Source organism: Amycolatopsis sp. NPDC051758, from assembly GCF_044453095.1.
GTDB lineage: Bacteria > Actinomycetota > Actinomycetes > Mycobacteriales > Pseudonocardiaceae > Amycolatopsis.
Genome location: NZ_JBITCJ010000001.1, coordinates 1,734,036 through 1,758,267 on the forward strand (window position 1 = coordinate 1,734,036; position 24,232 = coordinate 1,758,267).

A 24,232-nucleotide genomic window follows, 5' to 3' on the forward strand; every position below is an offset into this window, starting at 1 on the left:
TGCGGTATCGTGCGTGACGCCAGGGGAGGGTCGAACCGCGAGGGGAGCGCAGTTCGGTGGGGTTGTTCGGCGACATGCTCGACGCTGCCAAGCACGTCGGGTCGGAGATCGCGCACGCCGTCCAGTCGGGGTCCGACGGGCTCGGCAAGGTTCTGACCGGCGCGGGTGTCGGCCTGCTCGCGGGCGGGCTGCCCGGCGCGGTCGCGGGTGCGTACATCGGCTCGCAGACCGGCACCGGGGCGGCCAACCCGCAGGCCGCGGGGTTGTCACCGGGCCAGCTGGTCAAGGCGGTGATGACGGGGCCGGGCACGGAGTCGCTGGGGAAGGTGCACGACGCCGGGGTCGCGCAGGCGGACTACCAGCGTCAGCTCGAAGACGGCACGCGCGACCTGACGTCCGGGCTCGAATCCGCGTGGACCGGCGGCGCTTCGGAGGCGGCCCGCGAACGGCTGCGGCCACTGGCCGATTCGGCGGCCTCGGCGTCGTCGACCTTGACGCTGAACTCGCGGCTTTCGATGGCGCAGATCGACCAGTTCCAGCGGATGAAGAACTCGCTGCACCAGGACGTCACCGACCAGCCGCCGACGCGGAGCGCCTGGGACGTCGGGACGCCGTGGGACACCGACACCGAGGACCGGATCAACCAGTACAACAAGAAGGCCCAGGAGAACGTCGAGCGCTACAACTCGTACGCGGACCAGTCGAGCACCAACACCGCGAGCCGGACGATCGACTACGGCCAACTCGGGACCTACGACGGCGGTGAGTTCGAAATCAACGACCCGCCGCCGCCCCCGCCGGACGACCGCGATCCGAAGCCGCCGCGTCACCGCGTCGACGACGGCCGGCCGGACGTGCCACTCGTGCGGCCGCCGGGTGAGGTGACCCCGCCGCCGCCGGTGACGCCGCCGCCGGCGCAGCACACGCAGCCGCCGGTGCCGGTGCCGGTCGGCGACGACACCGTCCGCGCGCAGGGTTACGTGCCGCCCACACCGTCGCAGTACCCCGGCTACCAGCCACCCGGAGCGGGACCTGGCGGTGGTTTCGGCCCCGGCTCGGGACCAGGAGGCGGGTTCGGACCCGGCTTCGGCGGCGGCTTCGGTCCCGGTGGCGGCGGGTTCGGCCCGGGCTCGGGCGCGTCGTCCGGCTCAGGTGCACGTGGTCCCGGTGCGTCCACCGGCGCCGGGCTGCCGGGCGAGGGACGTCCGGGCACGACCGGCGGGATCCGAGGCGGCGCGGCGGGCAAGCCGGGCTCACCCGGCATGGGCGGCATGGGCCAGGGCGCGAAGGGCGGCAAATCCGAGGACGAAGAGCACCAGCGCGCGTCGTACCTGCTGGAAGCCGACCCGGAGAGCGTCTTCGGCCCGTCGGACGAACGGACCGTGCCGCCGGTGATCGGGCTGTGACGCTCTTCCTGCCCAAGGCCGCCTTGCTCACCGCCTGGGAGTGGGAGCGGCACGGGCCGCCGCCGGCGGTGCTCGGCGCGGACAACCTCTGGCTCGGCGACGAAACCCGCAAACGGCTCGAGGAGAAGGTCCTCGACGTCCTCACGTCGCTTCGGCTCGCGACGGGCGGCATGGTGACACGCGAGTTCCGCGAAGTCCTGCGCGTTCTCGCGAAGGGCGCCCACCAGTTCACGGGTTGGCTCGGCGACATCAACGCGGACGAGTCGGGCGCGGTCCTCGTCTCGGCCGACGGCCCCAAGGCGTTTCGGCTCATCCGGAAGGACACCACGATCCGGATCGACGAGGTGGAGCCGTCGCGGATCGCCGAATCGCTGGTGGACGTGCTGCCGCCGGTGCCGCCCGCCAGGATCACGCCGGTGGCGATCCCGGAGTCGCGGTTCTCGGGCCACGAGGCTTCGTACGACCTCACCGATCCCACGAACGACACCCGCGACCCGCTGCCCTGGGCGCGGCGGCTGATGGCGGCGAAGCGGACGGGGCTGCACCAGTGTTACGCGGTCAACCGGGGGTCGCGCAGCGCGCCGATCACCGCGGTGGACATCGCCGGGACCGGGCGGGTGCTGACGTACGTGTATCCGGGGCGGGAGCGAATGGTCAGCTTCCAGCCCGGCACCCGAGGTGCGCTGATTGAAGTGCTGTACGCGACGCTCAACGGGCTAGGGGGAGGACGATGACGGACGCGATCTTCAGCGGCGTCGGCTTCTGGGCGACGGACCTGCCCAGCGGGGCTGCGCCGCCTGCTGGTGGGCAGGGGTTCGCGATGAGCTCGGCCGAGATGCGGGCGATGCTCAAGAAGGCCGAGACCCAGCGGCAGGGCATCGAGCAGCAGCGCATCAACGCCGCGATCCTTTCCCAGGCCATCGCGCCGGCAGACGAACCGGTCAGCCGCGAGGCGGTCGACGGCCGGAACGGGGTCAACGAGGTGGGCCGCTACTACGAAGGGCACTTGACCTACCAGTACAACTACCTGACCGAACTGATTCGCCGGCTGAGGTCGGCGCTGGGAATCACCGAAGAAGCCGACCAGCAGGCAGCGGACTCGACGAAGAAGAGCGGGAAATTCGAATGAACAGGCGCGGAACCACTGTTGCCACGATCGCCGTTTGCGGGCTGCTGCTCGCGGGCTGCACCGGCGAACGAGGATCGGCCAGTCCCGCGCCATCAACCGCGAACAGCACGGCCGCCGCGCTCCCGCACGACGGAGCACCGAAGGTCGGCACCCCTTTGGCGGCGACCGTTCTGGACGCCAGCCCGTGCGACACGGGGTTGACCGCCGAGCAGGTGAGCACGTTCTTGGGTGATGCCACCCCCGGCAAGCTGAGTGACAGCCAGCTCGGCCCCATCTGCAACTGGAGCAGCAACTCGGGCAGCGGCGCCGGCATCGCGGTCAGCTATCAGACCAAGTCCGACCAGGGGATCAGCCTGGCCTACCAGAACGTGCAGCCGAAAGCCGCACGGTGGACGCCGCTCGCACCGATTCAGGGTTTTCCTGCCGTCGCCTACGCGAACACCAACGACAAGCGCGCTTGCGTGATCGTCGTCGGAGTGACCGACGAGCTGGCGTATTCGATGGGGCTGACACTCGGAGACAAGGCCGCGGGTGAAGGTAAAGACTGCTTCGACGTAGCGCCCGAGGTCGCCGACGCCGTGCTGACCAACCTCAAGGCGCGGGCCTGAGCTGCGCCTTTCCGTGACCACCGGCCGCCGCGTTAATGCAAGACTTGTCGTAGTAAGCGCCTAGACTGTTCGGATGAGCCACCCCACGCGGAGGGGTCGCGCACGAGCGGCTACCGAACAGGACATCCGGCGGACCGCCCGGAAGCTCCTCGTCGAGCAGGGGCCCGAGGCGGTCACCCTGCGCGCCATCGCGCGGGAGCTCGGCATCACCGCGCCCGCGCTGTACCGGTACTACGAATCACGGGACGACCTCGTCGAGAACCTGCGGCTGGACGTCTGCGCCGATCTGGCGGACGAGCTCGCCGAGGACATCGCCGACCTGTCGGACGACGGGATTTTGCAGCTCTTCGCCATCTGCAAGGGCTTCCGGCGGTGGGCGCTGACCCACACCAAGGAGTTCACGCTGGTCTTCGCGTCGCCGACCGGGGGTGTCGGGTCCGCGGCGGGGAGTGCGCTGAGCCGGGTCGACGAGCCGTTCGGGCGGATCTTCCTGGCCGCCGCCGGGCGGGTGCTCGCGCGGACCGACATCGTCCTCCCGTCCGCCAGCGGTGTGCCCGACGAGCTGCGTGACGACTTCAAGACGTTCCAGGAATCGCTGGTCACCGTGCTCGCCGAGTCCGATCAGGACGTTCCGGTGGAGAAGATCGACCTCGGCGTGACGTACCTGATGATCCAGTTCTGGGCCCGGCTCTACGGGCACGTCACGCTCGAGGTCTTCGGCAACTACCCGATCCCGATGTCCAAACCGGACGTTCTCTTCGAGGCCATGCTCATCGACCTGGCGCGCGAGATCGGGCTCTACTCCGGTTAGGCCGCGTGCCCGCCGTCGACCGAAAGCACCGCTGCCGTCACGTAAGCGCTGCTCGGCGCAGCCAGGTAGGACACCGCGGAGGCGACTTCCGACGGCTTCCCGTACCGGTCGAACGCCGTCAACGCCCGCTGGTCGGCCGCGTACGGGCCGTCGGCCGGGTTCATGTCCGTGTCCGTCGGGCCCGGGTGGACGAGGTTGACCGTGACGCCGCGCGGGCCGAGCTCACGCGCCAAAGCCTTGGTCAGGCCGACCATCGCCGCCTTGCTCGTGGCGTACAGCGACATGCCCGGGCCGGGCACACGATCCGTGACGCAGCTGCCGATCGTGATCACGCGGCCGCCTTCACCCAGGTGCGCGGCCGCCGCCTGCGTCATCACGTACACACCGCGGACGTTCACCGCGAGCACGCGGTCGACGTCTTCCAGGGACGTGTCCGCCAGCGGGCCGACAAAACCGACACCCGCGTTGTTCACCAGGACGTCCAGCCGGCCGAACTCGGCGACGGTCTCCGAAACCGCCGCAGACATCGCGGACGCGTCCGCCGAATCGGCCTGGATCGCCAGCGCGCGACGGCCGAGGTTCTTGATCTGCTCGACCACCTCGGCCGCCCGATCGCCGTTGTGCTGGTACGTCAGCGCGACGTCCGCGCCGTCCTCGGCGAGCCGCAGTGCCGTGGCCGCGCCGATGCCGCGGCCGGCGCCCGTCACCAGTGCCACCTTGCCGTCGAGGGTCATCCCCGGTTCTCCTTCGATCGAACGGATTTTCTTGACCGTTCAATCAAATCGGGGATGACCGCCGAACACTGGCGCCTTTCCGCCGTGGCGCTAGAGGACGATGTTGACCAGCCGCCCGGGCACCACGATCACCTTGCGCGGCGCGCCGTCGCCGACCATCGCCGCGACCTTCTCGTCGGCCAGCGCGGCCGCCTGGACCGCTTCCGACGACGCGTCGGCCGGCACCGTGACGCGGGAGCGGACCTTGCCGTTGACCTGGATCGGGTACTCGACCGAGGCCTCGACCAGGTACTTCTCGTCCACCACCGGGAACGGGCCCTGCACCAGCGAGTCCGCGTGGCCCAGCCGGTGCCACAGCTCCTCCGCCAGGTGCGGGGCCAGCGGCGCCAGCATCAGCACCAGCGGCTCGGCCAGTTCGCGCGGTGTCGACGCGGCCGCGCCGTACACCTTGGTGACGTGGTTGTTCAGCTCGATCAGCTTGGCGCCGGCCGTGTTGAACCGCATCTCCGCGTAATCCTCGCGGACGCCCGCGACGGTCCGGTGCAGCACCTTCCGGTCCGCCTCCGAAGCGTCCTCTGTGGACACTCGCAGCTCGCCGGTCTCCTCGTCGACCACCAGGCGCCACAGCCGCTGCAGGAACCGGTGCGCGCCCACGACGTCCTTGGTCGCCCACGGGCGCGACATGGCCAGCGGGCCCATCGCCATCTCGTAGAACCGGAACGTGTCGGCGCCGTAGTTCTCGGCCATCTCGTCCGGCGTGACGACGTTCTTCAGGCTCTTGCCCATCTTGCCGTACTCCTGGCTGACTTCTTCGCCGTTGAAGAAGTACTTGCCGTCGCGCTCCTCGACCTGCTCGGCCGGAACGTAGACGCCGCGCGCGTCCGTGTACGCGTACGCCTCGATGTAGCCCTGGTTGAACAGCTTCCGGTACGGCTCCTTGGACGTCACGTGGCCCAGGTCGAACAGCACCTTGTGCCAGAACCGCGAGTACAGCAGGTGCAGCACCGCGTGCTCGACGCCGCCGACGTACAGGTCGACGCCGCCGGTGTCGTCCGCGCCGTACTCGCCCGGGCGCGGGCCCATCCAGTACTGCTCGTTTTCGGGCGCGCAGAACGTTTCGCTGTTCGTCGGGTCCAGGTAGCGCAGCTGGTACCAGCACGAACCCGCCCAGTTCGGCATCGTGTTGATGTCGCGGCGGTAGGTCTTCGGGCCGTCACCCAGGTCCAGCTCGACCTCGACCCAGTCGGTCGCGCGGGCCAGCGGGGACGACGGCATCGAGTCGCGGTCTTCCGGGTCGAACGTCACCGGCGAGTAGTCGGCGACCTCGGGCAGCTCGATCGGCAGCATCGAGTCGGGCACGGCGTGGACTTCGCCGTCCTCGTCGTAGACGACCGGGAACGGCTCGCCCCAGTAGCGCTGGCGCGAGAACAGCCAGTCGCGCAGCTTGAACTGCACCGTGCCGACGCCGGTGCCCTCTTCCGCCAGTCGCTCGATGATCGTCTTCTTGGCTTCGGCGACGTCCATGCCGTCCAGGAAGCCGGAGTTGATCGCCGGGCCGTCACCGGTGAACGCCTTGCCGTCGAAACCTTCGGACGGCTGCACGGTCCGGATGATCTCCAGCCCGAACTTCTCGGCGAACTCCCAGTCGCGGACGTCCTGGCCGGGCACGGCCATGATCGCGCCGGTGCCGTAACCCATCAGCACGTAGTCGGCGACGAAGATCGGGATCTGCTTGTCGTTGACCGGGTTCGTCGCGTACGCGCCGGTGAAGACGCCGGTCTTCTCCTTGTTCTCCTGCCGGTCCAGCTCGGACTTGCGGGAGGCGGCGACGCGGTATTCCTTGATGGCCTCCGCCGGCGTCGCGGCGTCACCGGTCCAGCGCTTGTCGACACCTTCGGGCCACGCGGCCGCGGTCAGCTTGTCGACCAGCGGGTGCTCCGGCGCCAGCACCATGTAGGTGGCGCCGAACAGCGTGTCCGGCCGGGTGGTGAAGACCTCGATCTTGTCTTCGCCGGCCTTGAACGTGACGCGGGCGCCGTGCGAGCGGCCGATCCAGTTCCGCTGCATGGACTTGACCTTCTCCGGCCAGTCCAGCAGGTCCAGGTCGTCGACCAGGCGGTCGGCGTACGCGGTGATCCGCATCATCCACTGCCGCAGGTTGCGGCGGAAGACGGGGAAGTTGCCGCGCTCGCTGCGGCCGTCGGCGGTGACCTCTTCGTTCGACAGCACCGTGCCCAGGCCGGGGCACCAGTTGACCGGCGCTTCGGAGATGTACACCAGGCGGTGGTCGTCGATGATCGTCTTGCGCTCGGCGGCGCTCAGCGACGCCCAGTCCTTGTCACCCGGCACCGGGCGCGAGCCGTCGGCGAACGCGGCTTCCAGCTCGGCGATCGGCCGCGCCTTGCCCGCGTCGGTGTCGTACCAGGAGTTGAAGATCTGCAGGAAGATCCACTGCGTCCAGCGGTAGTACTCGGGGTCGATCGTGGAGATGCGACGGCGTTCGTCGTGGCCCAGGCCCAGGCGCCGGATCTGGCGCAGGTAGGTCCGGATGTTCTCCTCGGTCGTCTTGCGCGGGTGCTGCCCGGTCTGGACCGCGTACTGCTCGGCCGGCAGGCCGAACGCGTCGAAGCCCATCGTGTGCAGCACGTTGCGCCCGATCATCCGGTGGTACCGGGCGAAGACGTCGGTGCTGATGAAGCCCAGCGGGTGCCCGACGTGCAGGCCGGAGCCCGACGGGTACGGGAACATGTCCTGGACGAACAGCTTGTCGCTGGGGACCGGCTGGCCCTCGACCGCGAGCGGCCCGACCGGGTTCGGCGCGTGGAAGGTGCCGTGGTCGGCCCAGTGGTCCTGCCACCGCTGCTCGATCTGCCCGGCCAGCGCGGCCGTGTAGCGGTGCGCGGGGACGTCCGCGGGCGCCCCTGTCGTCTCGGTCATCGCCGTCTTCCTCCGCTGTCGCTACTCCAGAAACAACTCGACCCCTCAGCCGCATGGGCATGAGGGGTCGCCGCGCCGGCCGGGCCGGGCCCGGTCAGCGCGGCAGGCTAAGGAGCAGCCGAGCCGTGTTCATGTGCACATCGTAACTTGCTGGTCAAAGCCGTTCGGAGGGGACCGCCAGTGCGACGAACTGGGTGACCTGGGTGGCCGAGAAGTTGTTGTCGCTGACGAGCACCAGGCTGCGCTCGCCGTCCGGCAGCTTCGGGCCCCACGTCATGCCTTCGATGTTGTCCACGGTGGACAGGCCGAGGTCGGCCGCGTCGAAGAGGAGCCGCTTCTTCACCGGCTTGACGTGCTTCGCGTCGGCCAGGGACTTGACGTTCAGGACGTTCGTCGCGCCCTTCGTGTCGATCTCGTAGACGCGGACCTTGTTGCCGACACCGGTGACGAACGAGCGCTCCATCATCAGGAACTTCGTCGGGTCGGCCTGGTCGACGGCCAGCATCGAGGAGACGCCGGTCGTCGCGAACGCGCCGGCCGGCACCGGTGACGCGAAGATCGGCTCCTGCGGGTAGGCGTACTGCGCGAGGACCGGGCCGTAGCGGCCCTGCAGCGTGATCCGCGAGACGCCGCCGGTGGTGCGCGTCGACTCCGGGCCGTCCTGCAGGAGCGGGCCTTCGACGTCGCTGGCGATCAGCGCGCCGAACCCGGCGAAGGTGAGGCCTTCGAGCACCAGGTTCTGGCGCGGGCCGGCGGTCGGCGTCATCTTCTCGTTCGCCGGGATCGGCAGGTCGCGGACGTATTTTCCGTCGCGGCGGGCTTCGCGGATCGACGGGTCGATCAACGTCGTCGCGGTGCGCTCGCCCTCCTGCGACCAGTAGTAGTCGCCGCTCCACGGGTCGACGCGCAGCTCTTCGGGGTCGATCGTCTGCTCGTTCTGCGGCTTCGCCGGGTCGTTCTGCGTCAGCGGCGGGTACGGCGTGCCGTCCGGGCGCAGCAGCGGCTTCGTGCCGGTCAGGGTGACCGGGCCGACGCCGTTCGCGGACACCGGGAAGGTCGCGGTGTAGAAGCGGGCGGGGTTGATCGCCGACCGGTCGTCGCAGATCAGCGCGTATACGCCGGTCCGGGGGTCGTAGTCGATGCTGGACAGGCCGCCGACCGTCGTGCCCTGGAACTGCAGGGAGTTCGGGACGATCTGCTCGCCGAGCAGCCGGACGGGCCGCTGGTGACTTTCGGTGGCACTCGCCGGCGACGCGGCGAGGATTCCCCCGATCAGACCAAGGGCCAACACGGTGGGCAGTACACGGGGTGACATGGCCTGTAGCACAGTCGATCAGGGTATCCGGCAGGTTGCCGGGACGTCACGCTTATCCTTGACCTCGTGTTCGCTATCGCGCTGGTTCCGGTCGTGCTGGGTCTGCTCGTCGGCTTTGGGGGTTTCCTCGGTTTTCGCGAGCGCTTGACGCGCGAGGGCGGCACCGGGGTGCGCACGCAGGCGGCGTTGCGCAGTGAAGAAGCGTTCAAGCTGGCCAACCGCGTCGCGGGGCTGCCGACGATGGCCGGCGGCGCGATCTCGGTGCTCACCGGGCTGGCCGGGCTCGCGATGCCGACGACCGGCGGCCTGGTCTCCGCCGCGCTCGCCGGCGTCCTGGCGATGCTCCTGCTGGTCGCGGGCGGTGGAGTGCTCGGCAACCGGGCGGCCCTGACCGTCCCCGCGCCGGCTCCGGCGGCGCCGGCCGGCTGCAGCGGCTGCGCGTGCGGCGCCGGCGGCTGCGGGGTCTTCAAGAAGGACGACGCCTAATTCCGCTGGAGGTCACCCGGGTGGGTGGCCAGCAGCGCGATCGGCACACCCTGACGGCGCAGCACCTGGCTCCACAGATCACCGCTGGGCGAAGCCAGGATGTCGCTCGGCAGCGCCGGCACGATGACCCAGTCGTCCCGCTCGATCTCGCTCGCCAGCTGTCCCGAGTCCCAGCCCGCGTACCCGGCGAACACCCGCACCCCGCGGACCTTCGGCACCAGCACCTCGGGATCGGTGTCCAGGTCGACCAGCGCGACCGGGCCGCGGACGGCGATGACGCCCGGCACGCTCGCCGCCGTCTCGCCGGTGCGCAGCGCCGCCAGGCACAACGCAGTCTTCTTCTCGACGGGACCGCCGACGAACACCGCCTGGGGCTCGGCGACGTGCCCACCCCAGTTGGGCAGCACGTCGTGGACGGCTACGTCGCTGGGCCGGTTGAGGACGACGCCGAGCGTGCCCTCTCCGCGGTGGTCGATGACGAACACCACGGTCCGGCGGAAATTGGGGTCGACCATGGTGGGGGCGGCGACCAGGAGCGTTCCCGGCTCAACCTCGGCGTCCGCTGGCACGCGACCCATGATCTCACCCCTGGCCCGGCGAATTACTTCGGCTCGGGAACAATCGCCCCACCCGCCCCGTTTGAAACAGTGGTCGGCGCACTCCGTGTCCCCCGGGCTCACTGAAGAACCGCCTTTGTGGAATACCGTCCGGCTGGAGCCACACTGCGCATAGCCGCCGAGAGGCGACCTCAGTGCGTCGGCCACCTACTACGCTGGCTCCGTGACGATCAGCGCCGGTGCGGCAACCCGAAAAGGACCTCGGGAGCTGCTCAAGGACCCGGACTTCCGGCGTCTCCTCTTCAGCCGCTTCGCCGCCAGCTGGGGTGACGGCGTCTTCCGCGCCGGTCTCGCCGGTGCTGTGCTGTTCAACCCCGAGCGTGCCGCCGATCCGCTGGCCATCGCCGGTGGGTTCGCCGCGCTACTGCTGCCGTACTCGGTGGTCGGCCCCTTCGCCGGTGCGCTGCTGGACCGCTGGGATCGGCGCAAAGTCCTCGTCTTCGCGAACCTCCTGCGCTGCCTTGCGATCGTCAGCGCGGCCGCCGCCGTCGGCTTCGGGTTCGGCGGTGTCGGCCTGTTTTCGCTGGCCCTGGCCGCGGAGGGGATCAGCCGCTTCATCGGGTCCGGGCTTTCGGCGTCACTGCCGCACGTCGTGGCCGAAGAGAGCGTCGTGACGGCGAACGCCTTCGCCACGACGCTCGGTTCGGTGGTCGCCGTCATCGGCGGCGGCTGTGCGATCGGCCTTCGCGCGCTCTTCGGCAGCAACGACGTCGGATCGGCCGAGACCACGGCGTTCGCCGTCCTCGGCACGCTGGTGTCCGCCCTGATCGCCCGCGGTTTCGCGCGTGGTGTGCTCGGGCCGACGGTGGTCGACGAGCCGCCGAACCCCGTGCTGGCCGTTGCACGCGGGCTGGCCGACGGCGCGAAGCACGCGTGGCGCGCGCCGAGCGTCACGGCCGGTTTTGTCGCGCTGTTCGCGCACCGGGCGTCGTTCGGCGTGTCGCTGCTGGTCACCGTGCTGCTGATGCGCAACTACTTCACCGACCACGGGATCTTTCGCGCCGGCCTGCCTGGGCTCGGGCAGATGGCCGCGCTCGCCGGAGCCGGTCTACTGCTCGCCGGGTTGCTGACTGCTCGGCTGATCCGCCGGTTCGGCCGGCTTCGCGCGGTGCTCGGTTCGCTGCTGCTCGCGGCGATCGCGCAGTCCGCGCTGGGCCTGCCGATGCTGCTGCCGCTGGCGCTCGTCGCGTCGTTCGTCATCACCGGGGCCGGGCAGGTGCTGAAGCTCTGCGTCGATTCTTCGATCCAGCTCGACGTCGCCGACGAAGCCCGCGGCCGGGTGTTCGCGCTGTACGACACGCTCTTCAACATCACGCAGGTCGCGGCGGTTTCGCTCGGCGCGCTCGTGGTGCCGGACAACGGCCACGCGCCGGGCCTGCTGATCGCCGCGACCGTCTGCTACCTCGTCGGCGGGGCCGGGTACCTGGTGGCCCGGCGCCGCACGATTCGCTGAGGCAAACACCCGAACCGGTCACGGTCATTGCTCCATTGGCATTAGGGTGACGGTTAGTCATTAGTAGGTTCGAGGGACGACGGGGGCACCTGTGACCACCGCGGGCGACGACCGTGCACGGCTCGAAGCACGCAATGCCGCGATGAAGGACCAGATGGACACCCTTCTGGAGAACTTCGAGCGGCAGACGGCCCAGCTGCGTGACGCCCAGGCCGCGGCGGCCGAGACCACCGCTCAGGTGAGTTCCCCCGACGGGCTGGTCCGCGCCACGATCGACGCCGGCGGCAGCCTCGCGAAGCTCGAATTCTCGCCGAACACGTTCGAGCGCACGACGCCCGCGCAGCTCGCGAACACCGTCCAGACGTTGGTGCGTCAAGGATCCTTGCAGGTCAAGCAGAAGATCGCGGACCTGATGGCGCCGATCACCGAGGGCCTGCCCGACCTCGCCGACCTGGTCGAGGGCGCGCCGTCGCTGGCCGGGCTGGTGCCGGAGATCCCCGAATTCGTCGAAGAACCAGCTCCTGCCCCGCGGCCGGAGTCGTTCGAGGACACCGGGTCGATCCTGCGCAACGACCAGGCGCCCCCGCCGCCGATGCCCGCCCCGAAGCCGGCGCCCAAGCGCGTCCGCCCACCGCGTGACGACGACGAGGAGCCGCCGACGTCCTGGATGACGAGGGGCGACTGATGCCGGACGGGGGTGCCGGCTTCACCGCGGAACCGGACGCGGTGCTGCGCGCCTCGAACGGCCTGGTCACCGCCGCGGACGGCCTCGACAGCGCGCTGAAGACGTTGCAGGGCGCGCTCGCCGCGCAAGGCGAGTGCTGGGGCGGCGACGACTCCGGCAAGGAGTTCGCGAAGGACTACGTGCCGGGCTCGCAGGGTGCCGTCGAGGGGTTCACCAACCTCGTGCAGGGGTTGCGTGGCCTGCAGCAGAACGTCACCAAGTCGATGAAGGCCCTCTCGGGCGCGGACGAAGACGTGACTTCGCAGCTCAGCAAGGGGCAATGACGCGTGGGTATGGAGATGCCCGACGCGGTCAAGTGGCTGCTGCCGATCGTCGTCGGGGAGAGCTGGCCCGAGGGCGACGAGACCAAGCTGCGCGCCCTACGCGACGCGTGGCACACGGCGTCCACCGCCCTCGGCCCGGCCACGGACGCGGGCAACCAGGCCGCTTCCGGCATTCGCGACAACTGGACGGGTGACGGCGCCGACGCGTTCGTCGAGCAGTGGAAGAAGTTCGTCGAAGGCGACGAGGCGTACTTCAAGCAGCTGGCCGACGCGACGAAGGCCCTCGGGGATTCGTGCGACCAGACGGCCCTGGACGTCGAGTACACGAAGTACATGATCATCATCTCGCTGATCGTGCTGGCCGCCCAGATCGCCGCGATGATCGCGGCGGCCGCGGTGACGTTCGGCGGCTCGACGGCGGGCATCGCGCCGGCCCAGATCGCCACCCGGATGACCGTGCAGATGCTGTTCCGGCAGCTGCTCGAGAAGCTGGCGCAGCAGGGGTTCAAGCAGGTCGCGAAGGAGCTGCTGGAGAAACTGCTCAAGCAGGGCCTCAAGAAGATCGGCATGGAGGTCCTCAAGAACGAGGCCATCAACCTCGGCATGGACGCGGGCATCCAGGGTCTGCAGATGGCGAAGGGTGACCGCCAGAGCTGGGACTGGTCCAAGACGAAGGACGGAGCGATCTCGGGCACGGTCGGCGGCGTCGTCGGTGCCGGTAGCGGCGCGATCGGCCGCGGGGCGACCGAGGGGCTTTCGCACAGTGCCGGCGGGCAGATCGCGGACGCTGCTGTGCGGGCTGGGACCCGGGGTGCCGTCGAGGGTGTGGTGCAGACGGTCGGGCAGGCGGCGGTTACCGGGGATCTCGGGTCGTTGACGCCGGAGCAGTTGCTGACCGGGGCGTCGAGTGGGGCTGTTGGTGGGGCCGTCGGGGGCGCCAAGGAGCAGCTGAACTCGGTTCACGAGGCGAACATTCCGCGGGCGGAGCCGGATGGGTCGGGGGACTCCGGTGGCGCTGGGGATTCCGGTGGCGCTGGGGACTCTGGGTCCGGTGACTCAGGCTCGGACTCGGACTCAGGCTCAGGCTCGGGTAATTCCGGCGACTCCGGCGATTCAGGCTCGGGCAACTCCGGCGATTCGGGCGACTCGGGCTCGGGCGACTCTCGTGGCTCGGCTGACTCGCAGAACTCCAGCGAGCCGGGCTCGGGTGACCGGCGGGACTCCGGCGAGCCGGGCTCGAGCGACTCCGGTGAGCCGGGCTCCGGTGACCGGCGGGACTCCGGCGAGTCGGCCTCTGGGCGCGCCGGTGATTCGACCTCCGGCGACTCGGGTCGGCCGGGTTCTGGAGACTCGCGGGATTCCGCGGATCCGGCGGATTCCGGGGAGCCGCGGCGGGCGTCGGATGACCAGCCGAGTTCGTCGGAACCCGAGTCGCGGAGCGAGCCCGAGTCGCGAGGCGAGGAACCTCGGCAGGAGCCATCGTCCGAACCGGAGTCGCGAGGTGAAGAGCCCGAGGCGCGGCGAGAGGCGTCTTCGGAACCTGAGTCGCGGGGAGAAGAGCCGCGAACGTCGGAGCCTGAGCCACGAGGAGAAGAGCCGCGGGCCGCTTCGGAGCCCGAATCGCGCGGCGAGGAGCCGCGACGTGGGCCGGAGGACTCCGAGCCGGACGTCCGGCGGGAAGCCGAGCGCGCGGACAGCACGCCTGGTCCGGCGCAGCAGCCGGCCGAGCCGCAGCCCATGCCCGAGGCGGCGCGGCCGAGCGCTGATCACGTTCAGCAGGCGGAACGTCCGGAGGCGGCCGCGCAGCAGCAGCCCGAACCACCCCGCGCGGCAGAGCCCCAGGCGTCTTCGGCACCAAGCCAGCCGACGGGCGGGTCCACCCCACCGCCGATGGGCGGCGGCGGAATGCCGAGCACGGCAGGCGGTCAGCCGCACGGTTCCTCGGGTGGCGGCGCAAGCTCGTCGCACACCTCGCCGAATGGCGGCTACGGTATGGCCCCGCCGGGATTCGGCTCCGAGCCGGGACGGCAAGGAGGCGGCCGCCCACAGGACAACGTCGGAGCGGCAGGGTTCACGGGCGGCCCGAGCCAGCCGTTGGCGGCGGACGCCGGCCAGTTCCAGAACGGCCCGGCGCCGCAACAGACCCCACCCGCGGGCGGGTTCACACCCCCACCCTCCGGCGGAATGCCCAGCACCAGCGGCGGCCCGGGAGGCACCGGCCCCCGCCCCGGCGGACCCCAGCAGCCAATGCCACCCCGCGGCGGCCAGCCACCACACCAGCAGCCGCAGGACCCGCGCCGGATGCCCCCGGGCGGGCAGCCACCGACGCGGCCGGGTGGTCAGCCACCCATGGCCGGAAACCCGCACCACGGCGGCGCGCAGCCACCAAACCGACCCGGCCAGCCGACACCGCAAGGCGGCCAGCCACCCGCAGGTGGAGCCCCACAACACGGCGGCCCACAGCCGCCACACGGCGGGCAGCCGCCGGCGCGGCCAGGTGGCCAGCCCTTGGCTGGCGGCGGACAACCGCCAATACGCCCAAGCGGCCAGCCGCCGACAGCGCCAGGCGGACAGTCGCCCACGCGCCCAGGTGACCAGCGGCCAGGTGCGCAGCCCTCAACTGGCGTCGGACAACCGGCAGTACACCCCAGCGGGCAACCGCTGGGCGGACAGTCGCCCACGCGCCCAGGCGAGCAGCGGCCAGGTGCGCAGCCCTCGGTCGGTAGCGGCCCGCCGCCGGCGCCGCAAGGAGGACAGCCGCAAGCTGGCGGGCAACCGCCTGCGCACCCAGGCGGGCAGCTGCCACAAGGTGGGCAGCCGTCCACGCGGCCGGGCGAGCAGCGGCCAGCTGGTCAGCCGCCGACGGCTGGTGGGCAGCCGCCGCACGGTGGGCCGTCGCCGCGGCCGGGTGGGCAGCCGCCGATGTCGCATGGGGGGCCGCCGCCGCAGGGTGGGGGGCATCCCAACGATCCGCGGCGGGTTCCGCCGCGGCCGGCGGGGCCGCCTCAGGGTGGGCCGCATCCGCCTATGCCGGGTGGGCAGCGTCCGGCGGGGTATCCGAACCAGCCGCGTGGCCCCCAGGGTCCCGGCGGACGGCCGCCGATGCCGCCTCCGCCTGGCGGGCGGCCGCCGATGCCTCCGCACGATCCGCGGGTGGGTCCGCCGCGGCCGGGTGGGCCGCCGCAGGTTCCGCCGCCGCGGTTCGGGCCGCCGCAGGAGAATCTGCCGCACCGGCCGTTCGAGCAGCCGCGGCCGGGGGATCGTGCGCCGGAACAGCCGCGGGTTCAGCGACCGTTCGAGGAGCGGCCGACGCCCGCGCCACGGCCGGTCGGCGAGCAGCCGGCGACGCCGGAACGTCCGGCGCAGCAGCCCGCAGCCGAACGGAACGCGCCCACATCTGAGCAGGCACCGGCCGCGCAGCACGCACCTGCGGCCGAACACGCCCCGGTGCGGGAACGGCCTGCCGAACAGGGTTTGCCCGCGGCACAGCACGCCCCGGCGCAGGTCGAGCACCGTCCGCCCGCTGCCGAGCGGACGGGCGACCAAGCACCGGCGCCCGAGCGCCCGGCGGCCCACGACCGGCCGGTCGAACACGACGCCGCAGGCGAGCAAGAGCACCCCGCCGAGCCGCTGCACGACGACAGTCCTGAGCAAGCGCCCGACGAGTACGGGCAGCCGGACCAAGACGGGCCCGACGAGCCTTACCTCACCGACGACAACTTCCACACCGACGACCCCGCCGGTCCACGACGGATCGAAGACACCTTCATGGACTCCGGGCGCCAAAGCCCGGAGACCGGCGAGTGGCGTCACGAACAAGTCCGGCGCGAAGCCCTCGCCAAGCGCGACGAGTTCCACCCCGGCATGTCCGACGACGGGGCCTTCGCCGTGCACGCCTACACGCGGCAGGAGATGGTCGGGCCGCTGAACCGGGCGCTGCGGTTCGGGAGTCCCGAGCTGGCCGATCTCGCGCCGCAGGCGGGGGCGCTCGTTTCCGGGCTGAACGAGATGCCGCCGCACGTCGGGACCGTGTCGCGGCGAGTTGACTTCCACGGTGATCCCGCTCGGCTCCAGGCCTTCCTCGAGCGGTTCCACCGGGGTGCGCACATCACCGAACCGTCGTTCCTCAGCTCGTCGAAGGTCGACGCCGACCATCCGCGCAGCACCTTTGCCGGTGAGGTCGAGCTGCGGATCGAGTCCAAGACCGGCCGGGACGTCGAGTCCATGGCCAGCATCGGGCGCGAGCGTGAGGTGCTCTTCAAGGCCGGCACGCAGTTCGAGATCACCGGGGTCGAGATGGGGCCGGGGCACCCCAAGCACCCGAACCACCAGCCGGGTGAGCCGCAGTGGATCGTGCACGCCGAAGAGGTCACCGCCGGCGATCCGCGGCACCTCGGTGAGGCCGACGCGCAGCGGGCGATCGAGGATCGGCGGGCTCAGGAACGCGCTGACGAGGACCGTTTCCAGCGCGAGGCCGACGCCGAGCTCGAGCAGTTCTACACCGACCACCCGGAACTCAAGCCGACCAACAACCTGGCCAAGCTGCTCGGCGGGGACGCCGAGGACCTGCCGCCCGCGCCCGAGCGGCGGGTGCCGGCCACTCGGGAGCCCGAGGGCGGCTGGTCCCAGCTCGCCGAGCCGCTCACGCCCGGCGGCCGGCCTGTGCTGCACGCGGGGTCCGTCGAGAGTGCGCAGCAGCACGCGCGGCTCGTGCGGGACGCCGTTCCCGAGCTCGCCGCGGTCAACACCCGCAACCACTACGGCCCGGACGCCCTCGAAAACGGCTTCCACACGAACGCCGCCGAGTCGATGGTCGCCTTCGAGCGGCGGATGAACGGCGAAGACGTCGTCGCCGGGCCGAGTGCGAACCAGGACCGCGCGCACGTCAGCGAGCAGCTCGGCGGGCAGTGGCAGAGCCGGGACAGCTTCGGCGACGTCGCGCGCGACCTCGGCGAACAGCCGGTCGGTGCGCGGACGGCCGTCGCCTTCGAAGTCGACGGCGAATCGCGGCTGGTCGCCGGTGTGCACACCGAGCACGGCATCGTCTTCGCCGATCCCGTCACCGGGCGGCTCGCCGAGCTGCCGCCCGGCGCCACCGGCATCCACGAGCTACCGCTGGGGCACCACGAAACGCCGGCGATCAGCGATCGGCTCAACCCGGCGCCCGAGCGCGTCCCGCACAACGAGAACTACCTCTTCGACGGCGAGCACCGCGGCACCCCGGCCGACCACGAGAGCATCCGCCGCGCGGTTGGTGACGACGACATCTACCAGCAGATCCACGACCGCGCGCTGGCTCGCCGGGACGCCGCCGGCGTGCCCCTCACCGACGAAGGCGCCGTCGCGCTTCACGGCTACACGCGCGGCGAGTACGCCTACGACGTCAACGAGGCCATGCGCCGCGGCCCGGGCCACCCCGGCTTCGACCTCGCGCAGGAGAACACGCGCGCCATCATCGACGGCCTCAACCAGGTCCCGCGCGAGTCCGGGGAGTCCCTCCGTGGCATCGACGTCGGTGGTGATCCGCGGCTGGCCGAGCTCGTCGCCGGGCCGTACGAGCCCGGCTCGGTGGTTGTCGAGCCCGCGTTCTCGAGCGCGTCGATCAAGACCGGCGAGTTCGCGACCAGCAAGTTCGGTGACGACGTCGAGCTGCACGTCCGTTCGGACAACATCCGGGACATCTCGAAGCTCGCCGAGAACCCGGGTGAGCGCGAGTCGCTGTCGCCGCCCGGCACCCAGCTGCTGGTGCACGAAAAGCGGCTGGAGATCACGCCCGAGGGCCGCCGCAAGTGGGTGATCGAGGCCGAAGAGATCGGGCCCGGCCACCCGCGTTACCTCGACCCCGAGGCCGCGCAGCAGAAGATGGCCGAGCGGCGCGCGGAGAACGACCACAACGCGGCCGAGTTCGAACGCCGCAAGCAGGAGTCGATCGCCGAACGTCTCGGCGGGCTCAACGAGCCGGTGGTGGAGCACCACCAGCCGTCGGTCCACGACGTGCTCGACGGCCCGGCCGAGCCGCCGCCGGTTCCGGAGCCGACACCCGACTACTCGAGCCTGGCGCGCGCGACGAACCCGCCCGCCGAGCCTGCCATCCACGCCGGCGCGGCGACACCGGCGGAGCGTGCGGCCTACGTCAACGACCGCCATCCGCACCTGCGCGACGTCAATCCGGGCTTCCACCAGCCGGGCGCGCTGGAGAACGGCTACGTCTCGAACTGCACGCGCGGGCCCGGAGCGTACTGGGACCGGCTGCACGGCGGCGACGCGACGGCCGAGCCGATCCCGCTGCACGAGATGGGCAGCCGCGGCACGCTCGAGCACATCGAAGGCCGGTTCGGCGAGACGTTCTCCGGCCGGGCGAGCTACGACGACGTCATCCGCGAGATGCGCGAGCGGCCGGTGGACCACCACGCGGTGGTCGCGGTGAAGTACGACGGCCCGAACGGCGTCGAGTACGGGCACGTCGCGATGGTCGTGCACACCCGCGACGGCGTCGCGTTCATCGACCCGCAGTCCGGCGACCTGATGCACCTGCCGCACCCGCCGAAGGACATCAAGCTCCTGCACGTCGGGACGCCGGGTACCGAGCACGTCCAAACCGAGGTGCCCGGTGAGCACGGCGGTTACGGCATGTCCGAGCCGTCCGACGCCTTCCTGGCCCGCGACGACGTCGCCGCGGCGCTCGACGGCCACCCCTCGGCCGACTTCATCCGCGAACACCTCGGGGAGCACCCCGAGCTGATCCGGATGATGAGCGAACCCGGCAACGACTACCTGACGCGCTCGCTGCTGGACAACCCGAAGACCATCGAGAGCCTGCTCAAGCACCCGGACGCGATCCCGATCCTCGCGGACGCCGTCCACGGGGTGGACACCCGCGGCTACCAGGTGGTCGACGACGTGCGCCAGGAAGGTGTCGAGCCGTTCGACCCGACACCCGAGCAGGCGCAGATCGTCGACGAGGTGTCGCAGGTCGTCGACTCGGTCACGCCCGATCTGGTGCGCCAGGGTGGTTTCGACGGTCCGCGGACCGAGGCCTACTGCCGGCAGTGGCTGGCCGAGGAGCGCGCGAACTGGCCCGAAAACCAGCGGACGCTGAACGAGCTCGCCGAGCGGGCCGCCGGGCCGGACGGGGACGTCAAGGGCCGGCTGGAGCCCAAGGAAGACGACCGGGCGATGGCGAAGATCCGCAAGTACCAGTACGACGGCGCGCAGCTGACCGACCTGGTCGGCGCGCGGATCCAGTTCGAGCGGGTGGCCGACCTGTACCGGACGCTGGACCAGCTGCGCCAGGACCCGGGCGTGACGATCGTCGAGTTCTCCGACCGGATCGCCGACCCGAAGCCGAGTGGTTACCGGGACCTCCAGATGTCCGTGCGGCTGGAGAACGGGCACGTCGCCGAGCTGCGGCTGCACCTGAAGTACATCGACGACGTCGCCGACTACGAGCACTCGCTCTACGAGGTCCGGCGCGACTTCGACACCCTCAGGGAGAAGGAAGGCCGCGAAGTGCTGTCGCCGGAGGAAGTGGCGCTCGACGCGGCGATCGTCGAGCAGGTGCGCGGGCGTTTCGAGGAAGCGCTGCGGCGGGGACTGACACCCGAGGAGAACGGCTGATGGCCTTCCGGACCCCGATGTTCTACCGGTACTACGCGCAGCCGTACCGGGTCGACGCGACCCCCGACGGCGGGCTGACCGGCAGCATCCTCGACCTGGACACCGGCTTCTTCACCGAGGACCCCGGCCACGTCCGCGAGGTGATCTGGTCGACGACCGAGTCGGACATCCGCGGGCCGTTCGACGAGGAGCAGTTCGTCCAGGAAACCGAGCGGGCGCGCAACGAGCACCTGACCGGCGAAGGCGCGATCTTCGCGCTGTACGAGACGGTGCGAGGTCTGCACGACCAGGCCCGGCGGCGGGACAGCCGGCGGCTAGAGCCGCAGGAGGTGGCGCTGATCCGGTCCATCTACACCCGCACCTACCAGATGTGGGCGGACGAAGCCGCCCGGCGCGCGGCCGGCGAGGCGCCGGCGTTCGAAGCGAAGCCGCGGAACCCGGGGCAATGATTCACGTGGAACAACGACTTTCCCCCGAAGAGCAGCGCACCCTCCTGGTGCAGCTGGGAAAGCTCGTCCGCGAGCAGCGGACGGACGCCGCCGGGCCCGCCGCCGTCGACTTCCGGCAGGTCGGCGGGCACACCGAGGCCGAGGGCCACAACGCGGCGACGTCGGACGCGATCACCGAGCTGTTCACCGGACTGCGCAAGGGGATGTACACCGAGGGCCGCGGCACCTGGCTGCAGGCGCGGTTCACGCTCACCCCGGACGGCACCTTCGACTTCGACTTCGCGCTCGACGACGATCCGGTGTGGACGGACCCGCCGCCGTCGGCCGCCTACCCGGACGAGCTCGCCGTGTTCCCGCGGGACGGCGAGCACATCCCGGACTGGTGGCGGCTTCGCGCGCAGCTACCGCTCGGTGTGGTGTTCCGGCACGCCGAGGTCGGCGGCCCGGACGTCGAGCGGCCGCCGCTGACCGACACCGAGGCGCCGCTCGTGCTGCAGTACCTCGAACGTGAGGCCGTCGTCCACGAGGAAGACGACGAACGCTTCCACACCGACGGCACCTGGATCTGGTCCGCCGCGGTGCCGCACCTGCTCGCGGAGCACGGCGTGCCGCCCGAGCCGGACCTGGTCGCGCACATCCGCCGCCACCACTTCCAGCCGCCGTACGTCGAGCCGCTGGTCCGCCGGACCGCCGAGGCGGACCTGCTGGGCAAACCGCGCCCGAAGCCGGGCCGCGCCGACGTGAAGAAGACCGGTGGTGACGTCTTCGCGGAGCGGGAGACGACGCCGGACCCGAAGCTCGGCGACGAAGAGCTGCTGATGGTGCTCGTGCAGCGGCTCGGCGAGCACGGCGTCTGGCCGGAGGCCTACCGCGTCGGCGAGCGGGCGGACGGCACCTGGTGCCTCAACTTCACCGCCGACGGCTGGGAGGTCGCCGCCTACACCGGCGGGGAACCGCACGAGCCGAAGTACTTCGACCGGCTCGACGACGCCGCCCAGCAGCTGCTCGGGGCGTTGCTGCTGCACCCCGCCCGGATGACCGCCGGCCACGAAACGCCCTTGGAAACGGCCAAGGAGCTGGACGACTGGCCGGTGCACCCGGCTCCGGGTGAGCCTCCCCTCACCCTGCTCCGCAACAAGCGCATCACCCGGCTGGTGGCGGGTACGGTCGTCCTGCGCTTCGGCGAGGAACCCGGCAACCTCGTCCACCACGGGGAGGTACGGTTCGCCACGACGTCGCTGCCGCTCGAACGGGAGCGGGTGCGGCGGAGCTACCGGCTGAGACGCCCCTTGCACGTGATCACCGGCATCACGGTTCCGTGGGCGAACCTGCCGGGTGGTGCGGTGGCCTTCGTGCTGCCGAAGACGATCGCCGAGCACGAGTCCGACGGAAGCCTGGAGAGGATCGAGTAGGTGGAAGCGGCGGAAGCGATTGCCAAGGTCGGCCAGTGGCTGCGCGCGGTGCACGGCCCGGACGTCTCCGGTCCCGCCGGGCTCCGGGTGGACACCGAGAAGGTGCTGCGCATCCCCGAGGGCTGGTCGGTGCCCTACAACACCATCGAGTTCCTCGACGAGGGCCGGCCGGAGAAGGAGATCTTCCCGCCGCCGTCGGTCGTGGTCCGCGAGCCGGACGGCGAGCTGCGGCAGGCGCACCCGCACCCCGGCGGGCTGTCGGTGCCGGTGGCGTTCCCCGGCCAGGAGAACTGGCGTGAGGTCGTCGACCCCGAGTACGTGAAGGCCGGGCTCGGTGAGCTGGGCGTGCCGCTGCAGGCGGTCGCGGGCTGGGTGAAGGTCGACGCCGACGGGGTGCAGACCGGCGAAGAGCGGGAGAACCCGGAGTACAAGGCCGGGCCGATCCGCCGTGGTTACCCGAAGCCGGAGAACACCCTCGAGACGCTGCTGTCGTTCGCCAGCGTCGGCTGGCTGACGCGGGAGCTGCTGCTCATCGGGCTGATCCGCTGCGAGGTGTTCATCCCGCTCGACCTGGAGACCGGCAAGACCGACCGGTTCTACTTCGCCGAGGAGCGCAACGAGCTCAAGGTGTTCAGCTCGACCCGGCACCTGCCCTCGCGCGAGCACGGCTGGTGGAAGGTCGACGTCGCGACGCTGGCCGAGTTCGAGCACCCGCCGAACCTGGTGATCAACGGCGGCCCGACGACCATCGAGGACGTCTCCAGCGGCGAGCTCGCCGAGATCGTCAAGCGCTTCCCGCGGCACGAGCCGCGCATCGACGTGCACGGCCGCTGCCCGGAGGCCGAGGAGGACCTGATCCGCGTCGCCGCCGACACGGCGTCGCGGATGGGCCTGCCGGACCCGGTCAAGCCGCCGCTCGCCGCGGCCGAGAAGGCCCGCCGGCGCGGGTACGAGCTGACCGCCGAGGAGTGCGCGAAGACCGTGCTCGGCGAGTCGTGGCTGAAGCGGCTGCAGATGCCGGAGCCACCGCGCAGCAAGCCCAACGACCTGCGCGCGAACGGCCTGGCCCCGACGTACGACAACACCGGGAACCCGGTGCCGCGGCTGGACACCTTCGGCAAGTACTTCGAGCGGGACCTCGACGGGTTCCGCTACGGCTGGCAGCGCGTCACCGGCGCGTACGTCGGCTTCGCCCTCGGCGAAGCACTCGGCGCCGCGGTCGACCGGATGCCGCTCCACGACATCCACGCGAAGTACGGCATCGAAGGCCTCGCCGACCTGGTCCCGGCGTTCGACCAGCCGGGCCGGATCGGCTCGCTGACGCAGCGGCTGCTGTTCTACACCGAGGCCGTCATCCGCAGCCCGCACCGCGAGCAGCCGGAGTCGCGCGAGGCCGAGCAGCTCTTCCCCGGTGTCGTCCGCGGGGCGCTGCAGCGCTGGCTGCGCACCCAGGGCGCGCCGCTGGACGACCCGGACGGCTGGCTCGTACAGGTCGCGGACCTGCACGCCCGGCGGGACGCCGACGATGTCGAGCTCAACGCCTACCACCAGCTCGCGACCGGCACCGCGGGCGCGCCCCCGATGACCGGCGCGGCCGCGCTGATCCCCGCGTTGCCCGCCGCGCTGACCATGGCCGGGCCCGGCAGCGGGTTCAGCGGCGGTGCGCGCCAGGCGGTGCGCGACCTCGCCGGCGTCACCCACCCCGGCGAGGAGGACCTGGCCGCCGCGACCTACCTGACCTGGCTGTTCGAGCACGCGCTGACCAAGGACCCGTTCAGCTTCCCGATCTGGAACCTCAGCCGCGAGGTGCTCAACCCGGACAACCAGCACCAGCAGGGTCCGGAGTGGACGGCGATCAAGGACATGGTCGCCGAGTCGGTGCCGTTCTTCGGTGAGCACGGGCTGCCCGACCTGCGGATGCCCGAGCTGATCGGCGACGGCAAGACGACGCTCTCGGTGCTCGGACGCGCGTTCGCCGCGTTGTCCGGCTTCGAGAACTACCCGGAGCAGGCGCTGCTTCGCGCCGTCAACCACTCCGGCCGCAGCGCGCTCACTGGTGCGCTCGCCGGCGCCCTGCTCGGCGCGCGCACCGGCATCCCCGGGCTGCCGCAGAAGTGGGTCGACCAGCTGGAGCTGCGGTACCTGGTGGAGAACGTCGCTTCGGACGCCTATTGGCACTTCGACCGGCACTCGGCGTTGAGCGCGCTCGGCGACGAGTGGATCGAGCGGTACCCGCGGCATTAGCCCGAG

At 71.1% G+C, this 24,232-nt stretch carries 19 protein-coding genes; 13 read left to right on the plus strand and 6 right to left on the minus strand.

Annotation, left to right across the window (positions count from 1 at the left end; genetic code table 11):
• Positions 1-56 precede the first annotated feature (56 nt).
• From ACIA5G_RS08990 to ACIA5G_RS09010, 5 genes are all read left to right on the plus strand, one after another.
• The gene (locus ACIA5G_RS08990; RefSeq protein WP_395921728.1) at positions 57-1,406 is read left to right on the plus strand and encodes a hypothetical protein; all 1,350 of its coding nucleotides are present in this window, start codon (positions 57-59) and stop codon (positions 1,404-1,406) included.
• On the plus strand, positions 1,403-2,140 hold the full coding sequence (locus ACIA5G_RS08995; RefSeq protein WP_395921730.1) for an ESX secretion-associated protein EspG: 738 nt from the start codon (positions 1,403-1,405) through the stop codon (positions 2,138-2,140). The genes ACIA5G_RS08990 and ACIA5G_RS08995 overlap by 4 nt, the downstream gene beginning before the upstream one ends.
• Entirely contained in the window at positions 2,137-2,535 is a 399-nt protein-coding gene (locus ACIA5G_RS09000; RefSeq protein ID WP_395921731.1) for a hypothetical protein, read from the plus strand. Before ACIA5G_RS08995 ends, ACIA5G_RS09000 begins: the two co-directional genes overlap by 4 nt.
• On the plus strand, positions 2,532-3,143 hold the full coding sequence (locus tag ACIA5G_RS09005) for a DUF3558 domain-containing protein (protein ID WP_395921732.1): 612 nt from the start codon (positions 2,532-2,534) through the stop codon (positions 3,141-3,143). The genes ACIA5G_RS09000 and ACIA5G_RS09005 overlap by 4 nt, the downstream gene beginning before the upstream one ends.
• A gap of 73 nt (positions 3,144-3,216) precedes the next feature.
• Complete coding sequence (locus ACIA5G_RS09010) at positions 3,217-3,954, plus strand: TetR/AcrR family transcriptional regulator (protein WP_395921734.1); 738 nt, start codon at positions 3,217-3,219, stop codon at positions 3,952-3,954.
• Here the strand turns inward: ACIA5G_RS09010 and ACIA5G_RS09015 are convergent.
• The 3 genes from ACIA5G_RS09015 to ACIA5G_RS09025 form a co-directional block, all read right to left on the minus strand.
• Positions 3,951-4,688 carry a 3-oxoacyl-ACP reductase family protein gene (locus tag ACIA5G_RS09015; RefSeq protein WP_395921735.1) on the minus strand — a complete coding sequence of 246 codons (738 nt, stop codon included), beginning with the start codon at positions 4,686-4,688 and terminating at the stop codon, positions 3,951-3,953. The two genes, ACIA5G_RS09010 and ACIA5G_RS09015, sit on opposite strands and share 4 nt — an antisense overlap.
• A 90-nt stretch (positions 4,689-4,778) precedes the next feature.
• Complete coding sequence (leuS, locus tag ACIA5G_RS09020) at positions 4,779-7,625, minus strand: leucine--tRNA ligase (RefSeq protein ID WP_395921737.1); 2,847 nt, start codon at positions 7,623-7,625, stop codon at positions 4,779-4,781.
• Between the two features lie 154 nt (positions 7,626-7,779).
• Positions 7,780-8,940, minus strand: coding sequence for an esterase-like activity of phytase family protein (locus tag ACIA5G_RS09025; RefSeq protein WP_395921738.1), 1,161 nt, complete (start codon positions 8,938-8,940; stop codon positions 7,780-7,782).
• Positions 8,941-9,006: 66 nt separating this feature from the next.
• Here ACIA5G_RS09025 and ACIA5G_RS09030 point away from each other — a divergent pair, with 66 nt between their 5' ends.
• Positions 9,007-9,426 carry an SdpI family protein gene (locus ACIA5G_RS09030; RefSeq protein ID WP_395921739.1) on the plus strand — a complete coding sequence of 140 codons (420 nt, stop codon included), beginning with the start codon at positions 9,007-9,009 and terminating at the stop codon, positions 9,424-9,426.
• On the opposite strand, the gene ACIA5G_RS09035 is transcribed toward ACIA5G_RS09030, so the two are convergent.
• Positions 9,423-10,004 (minus strand): YqgE/AlgH family protein, encoded by a 582-nt coding sequence (locus ACIA5G_RS09035; RefSeq protein ID WP_395921741.1) that lies wholly within the window; start codon positions 10,002-10,004, stop codon positions 9,423-9,425. The two genes, ACIA5G_RS09030 and ACIA5G_RS09035, sit on opposite strands and share 4 nt — an antisense overlap.
• A gap of 202 nt (positions 10,005-10,206) precedes the next feature.
• Between ACIA5G_RS09035 and ACIA5G_RS09040 the strand changes: the two genes are divergently transcribed.
• The 3 genes from ACIA5G_RS09040 (at position 10,207) to ACIA5G_RS09050 (ending at position 12,504) form a co-directional block, all read left to right on the plus strand.
• Positions 10,207-11,496, plus strand: coding sequence for an MFS transporter (locus ACIA5G_RS09040; RefSeq protein ID WP_395921743.1), 1,290 nt, complete (start codon positions 10,207-10,209; stop codon positions 11,494-11,496).
• 142 nt (positions 11,497-11,638) lie between these two features.
• Positions 11,639-12,181: a YbaB/EbfC family nucleoid-associated protein gene (locus tag ACIA5G_RS09045; RefSeq protein ID WP_395921973.1), complete on the plus strand. Its 543-nt coding sequence runs from the start codon at positions 11,639-11,641 to the stop codon at positions 12,179-12,181.
• Positions 12,181-12,504 (plus strand): WXG100 family type VII secretion target, encoded by a 324-nt coding sequence (locus ACIA5G_RS09050; protein WP_395921744.1) that lies wholly within the window; start codon positions 12,181-12,183, stop codon positions 12,502-12,504. The genes ACIA5G_RS09045 and ACIA5G_RS09050 overlap by 1 nt, the downstream gene beginning before the upstream one ends.
• Positions 12,505-12,600: 96 nt before the next feature.
• Here ACIA5G_RS09050 and ACIA5G_RS09055 read toward each other — a convergent pair whose 3' ends face one another.
• The gene (locus tag ACIA5G_RS09055; RefSeq protein ID WP_395921745.1) at positions 12,601-13,467 is read right to left on the minus strand and encodes a hypothetical protein; all 867 of its coding nucleotides are present in this window, start codon (positions 13,465-13,467) and stop codon (positions 12,601-12,603) included.
• Between the two features lie 1,653 nt (positions 13,468-15,120).
• Positions 15,121-15,435: a hypothetical protein gene (locus ACIA5G_RS09060; RefSeq protein WP_395921747.1), complete on the minus strand. Its 315-nt coding sequence runs from the start codon at positions 15,433-15,435 to the stop codon at positions 15,121-15,123.
• 516 nt (positions 15,436-15,951) lie between these two features.
• Here ACIA5G_RS09060 and ACIA5G_RS09065 point away from each other — a divergent pair.
• The 4 genes from ACIA5G_RS09065 to ACIA5G_RS09080 are packed head-to-tail and all read left to right on the plus strand — an operon-like array spanning position 15,952 to position 24,226.
• Entirely contained in the window at positions 15,952-20,121 is a 4,170-nt protein-coding gene (locus tag ACIA5G_RS09065) for a toxin glutamine deamidase domain-containing protein (protein ID WP_395921748.1), read from the plus strand.
• A complete protein-coding gene (locus tag ACIA5G_RS09070) occupies positions 20,121-20,570 on the plus strand; it encodes a hypothetical protein (RefSeq protein ID WP_395921750.1) in 450 nt (149 codons plus the stop codon). The genes ACIA5G_RS09065 and ACIA5G_RS09070 overlap by 1 nt, the downstream gene beginning before the upstream one ends.
• On the plus strand, positions 20,567-21,982 hold the full coding sequence (locus ACIA5G_RS09075) for a TNT domain-containing protein (RefSeq protein WP_395921752.1): 1,416 nt from the start codon (positions 20,567-20,569) through the stop codon (positions 21,980-21,982). The genes ACIA5G_RS09070 and ACIA5G_RS09075 overlap by 4 nt, the downstream gene beginning before the upstream one ends.
• On the plus strand, positions 21,983-24,226 hold the full coding sequence (locus ACIA5G_RS09080; RefSeq protein WP_395921754.1) for an ADP-ribosylglycohydrolase family protein: 2,244 nt from the start codon (positions 21,983-21,985) through the stop codon (positions 24,224-24,226).
• Positions 24,227-24,232: the final 6 nt, after the last annotated feature.

Bases quoted from the DNA above. Each gene is read 5' to 3' on its own strand.
- ACIA5G_RS09000 (WP_395921731.1), top strand. From the start codon at position 2,137: ATGACGGACGCGATCTTCAGCGGCGTCGGCTTCTGGGCGACGGACCTG.
- ACIA5G_RS09005 (WP_395921732.1), top strand. From the start codon at position 2,532: ATGAACAGGCGCGGAACCACTGTTGCCACGATCGCCGTTTGCGGGCTG.
- ACIA5G_RS09010 (WP_395921734.1), top strand. From the start codon at position 3,217: ATGAGCCACCCCACGCGGAGGGGTCGCGCACGAGCGGCTACCGAACAG.
- ACIA5G_RS09015 (WP_395921735.1), bottom strand. From the start codon at position 4,688: ATGACCCTCGACGGCAAGGTGGCACTGGTGACGGGCGCCGGCCGCGGC.
- leuS (WP_395921737.1), bottom strand. From the start codon at position 7,625: ATGACCGAGACGACAGGGGCGCCCGCGGACGTCCCCGCGCACCGCTAC.
- ACIA5G_RS09025 (WP_395921738.1), bottom strand. From the start codon at position 8,940: ATGTCACCCCGTGTACTGCCCACCGTGTTGGCCCTTGGTCTGATCGGG.
- ACIA5G_RS09035 (WP_395921741.1), bottom strand. From the start codon at position 10,004: ATGGGTCGCGTGCCAGCGGACGCCGAGGTTGAGCCGGGAACGCTCCTG.
- ACIA5G_RS09045 (WP_395921973.1), top strand. From the start codon at position 11,639: ATGAAGGACCAGATGGACACCCTTCTGGAGAACTTCGAGCGGCAGACG.
- ACIA5G_RS09050 (WP_395921744.1), top strand. From the start codon at position 12,181: ATGCCGGACGGGGGTGCCGGCTTCACCGCGGAACCGGACGCGGTGCTG.
- ACIA5G_RS09060 (WP_395921747.1), bottom strand. From the start codon at position 15,435: ATGCGACATCGGCGGCTGCCCACCCGGCCGCGGCGACGGCCCACCGTG.
- ACIA5G_RS09070 (WP_395921750.1), top strand. From the start codon at position 20,121: ATGGCCTTCCGGACCCCGATGTTCTACCGGTACTACGCGCAGCCGTAC.
- ACIA5G_RS09075 (WP_395921752.1), top strand. From the start codon at position 20,567: ATGATTCACGTGGAACAACGACTTTCCCCCGAAGAGCAGCGCACCCTC.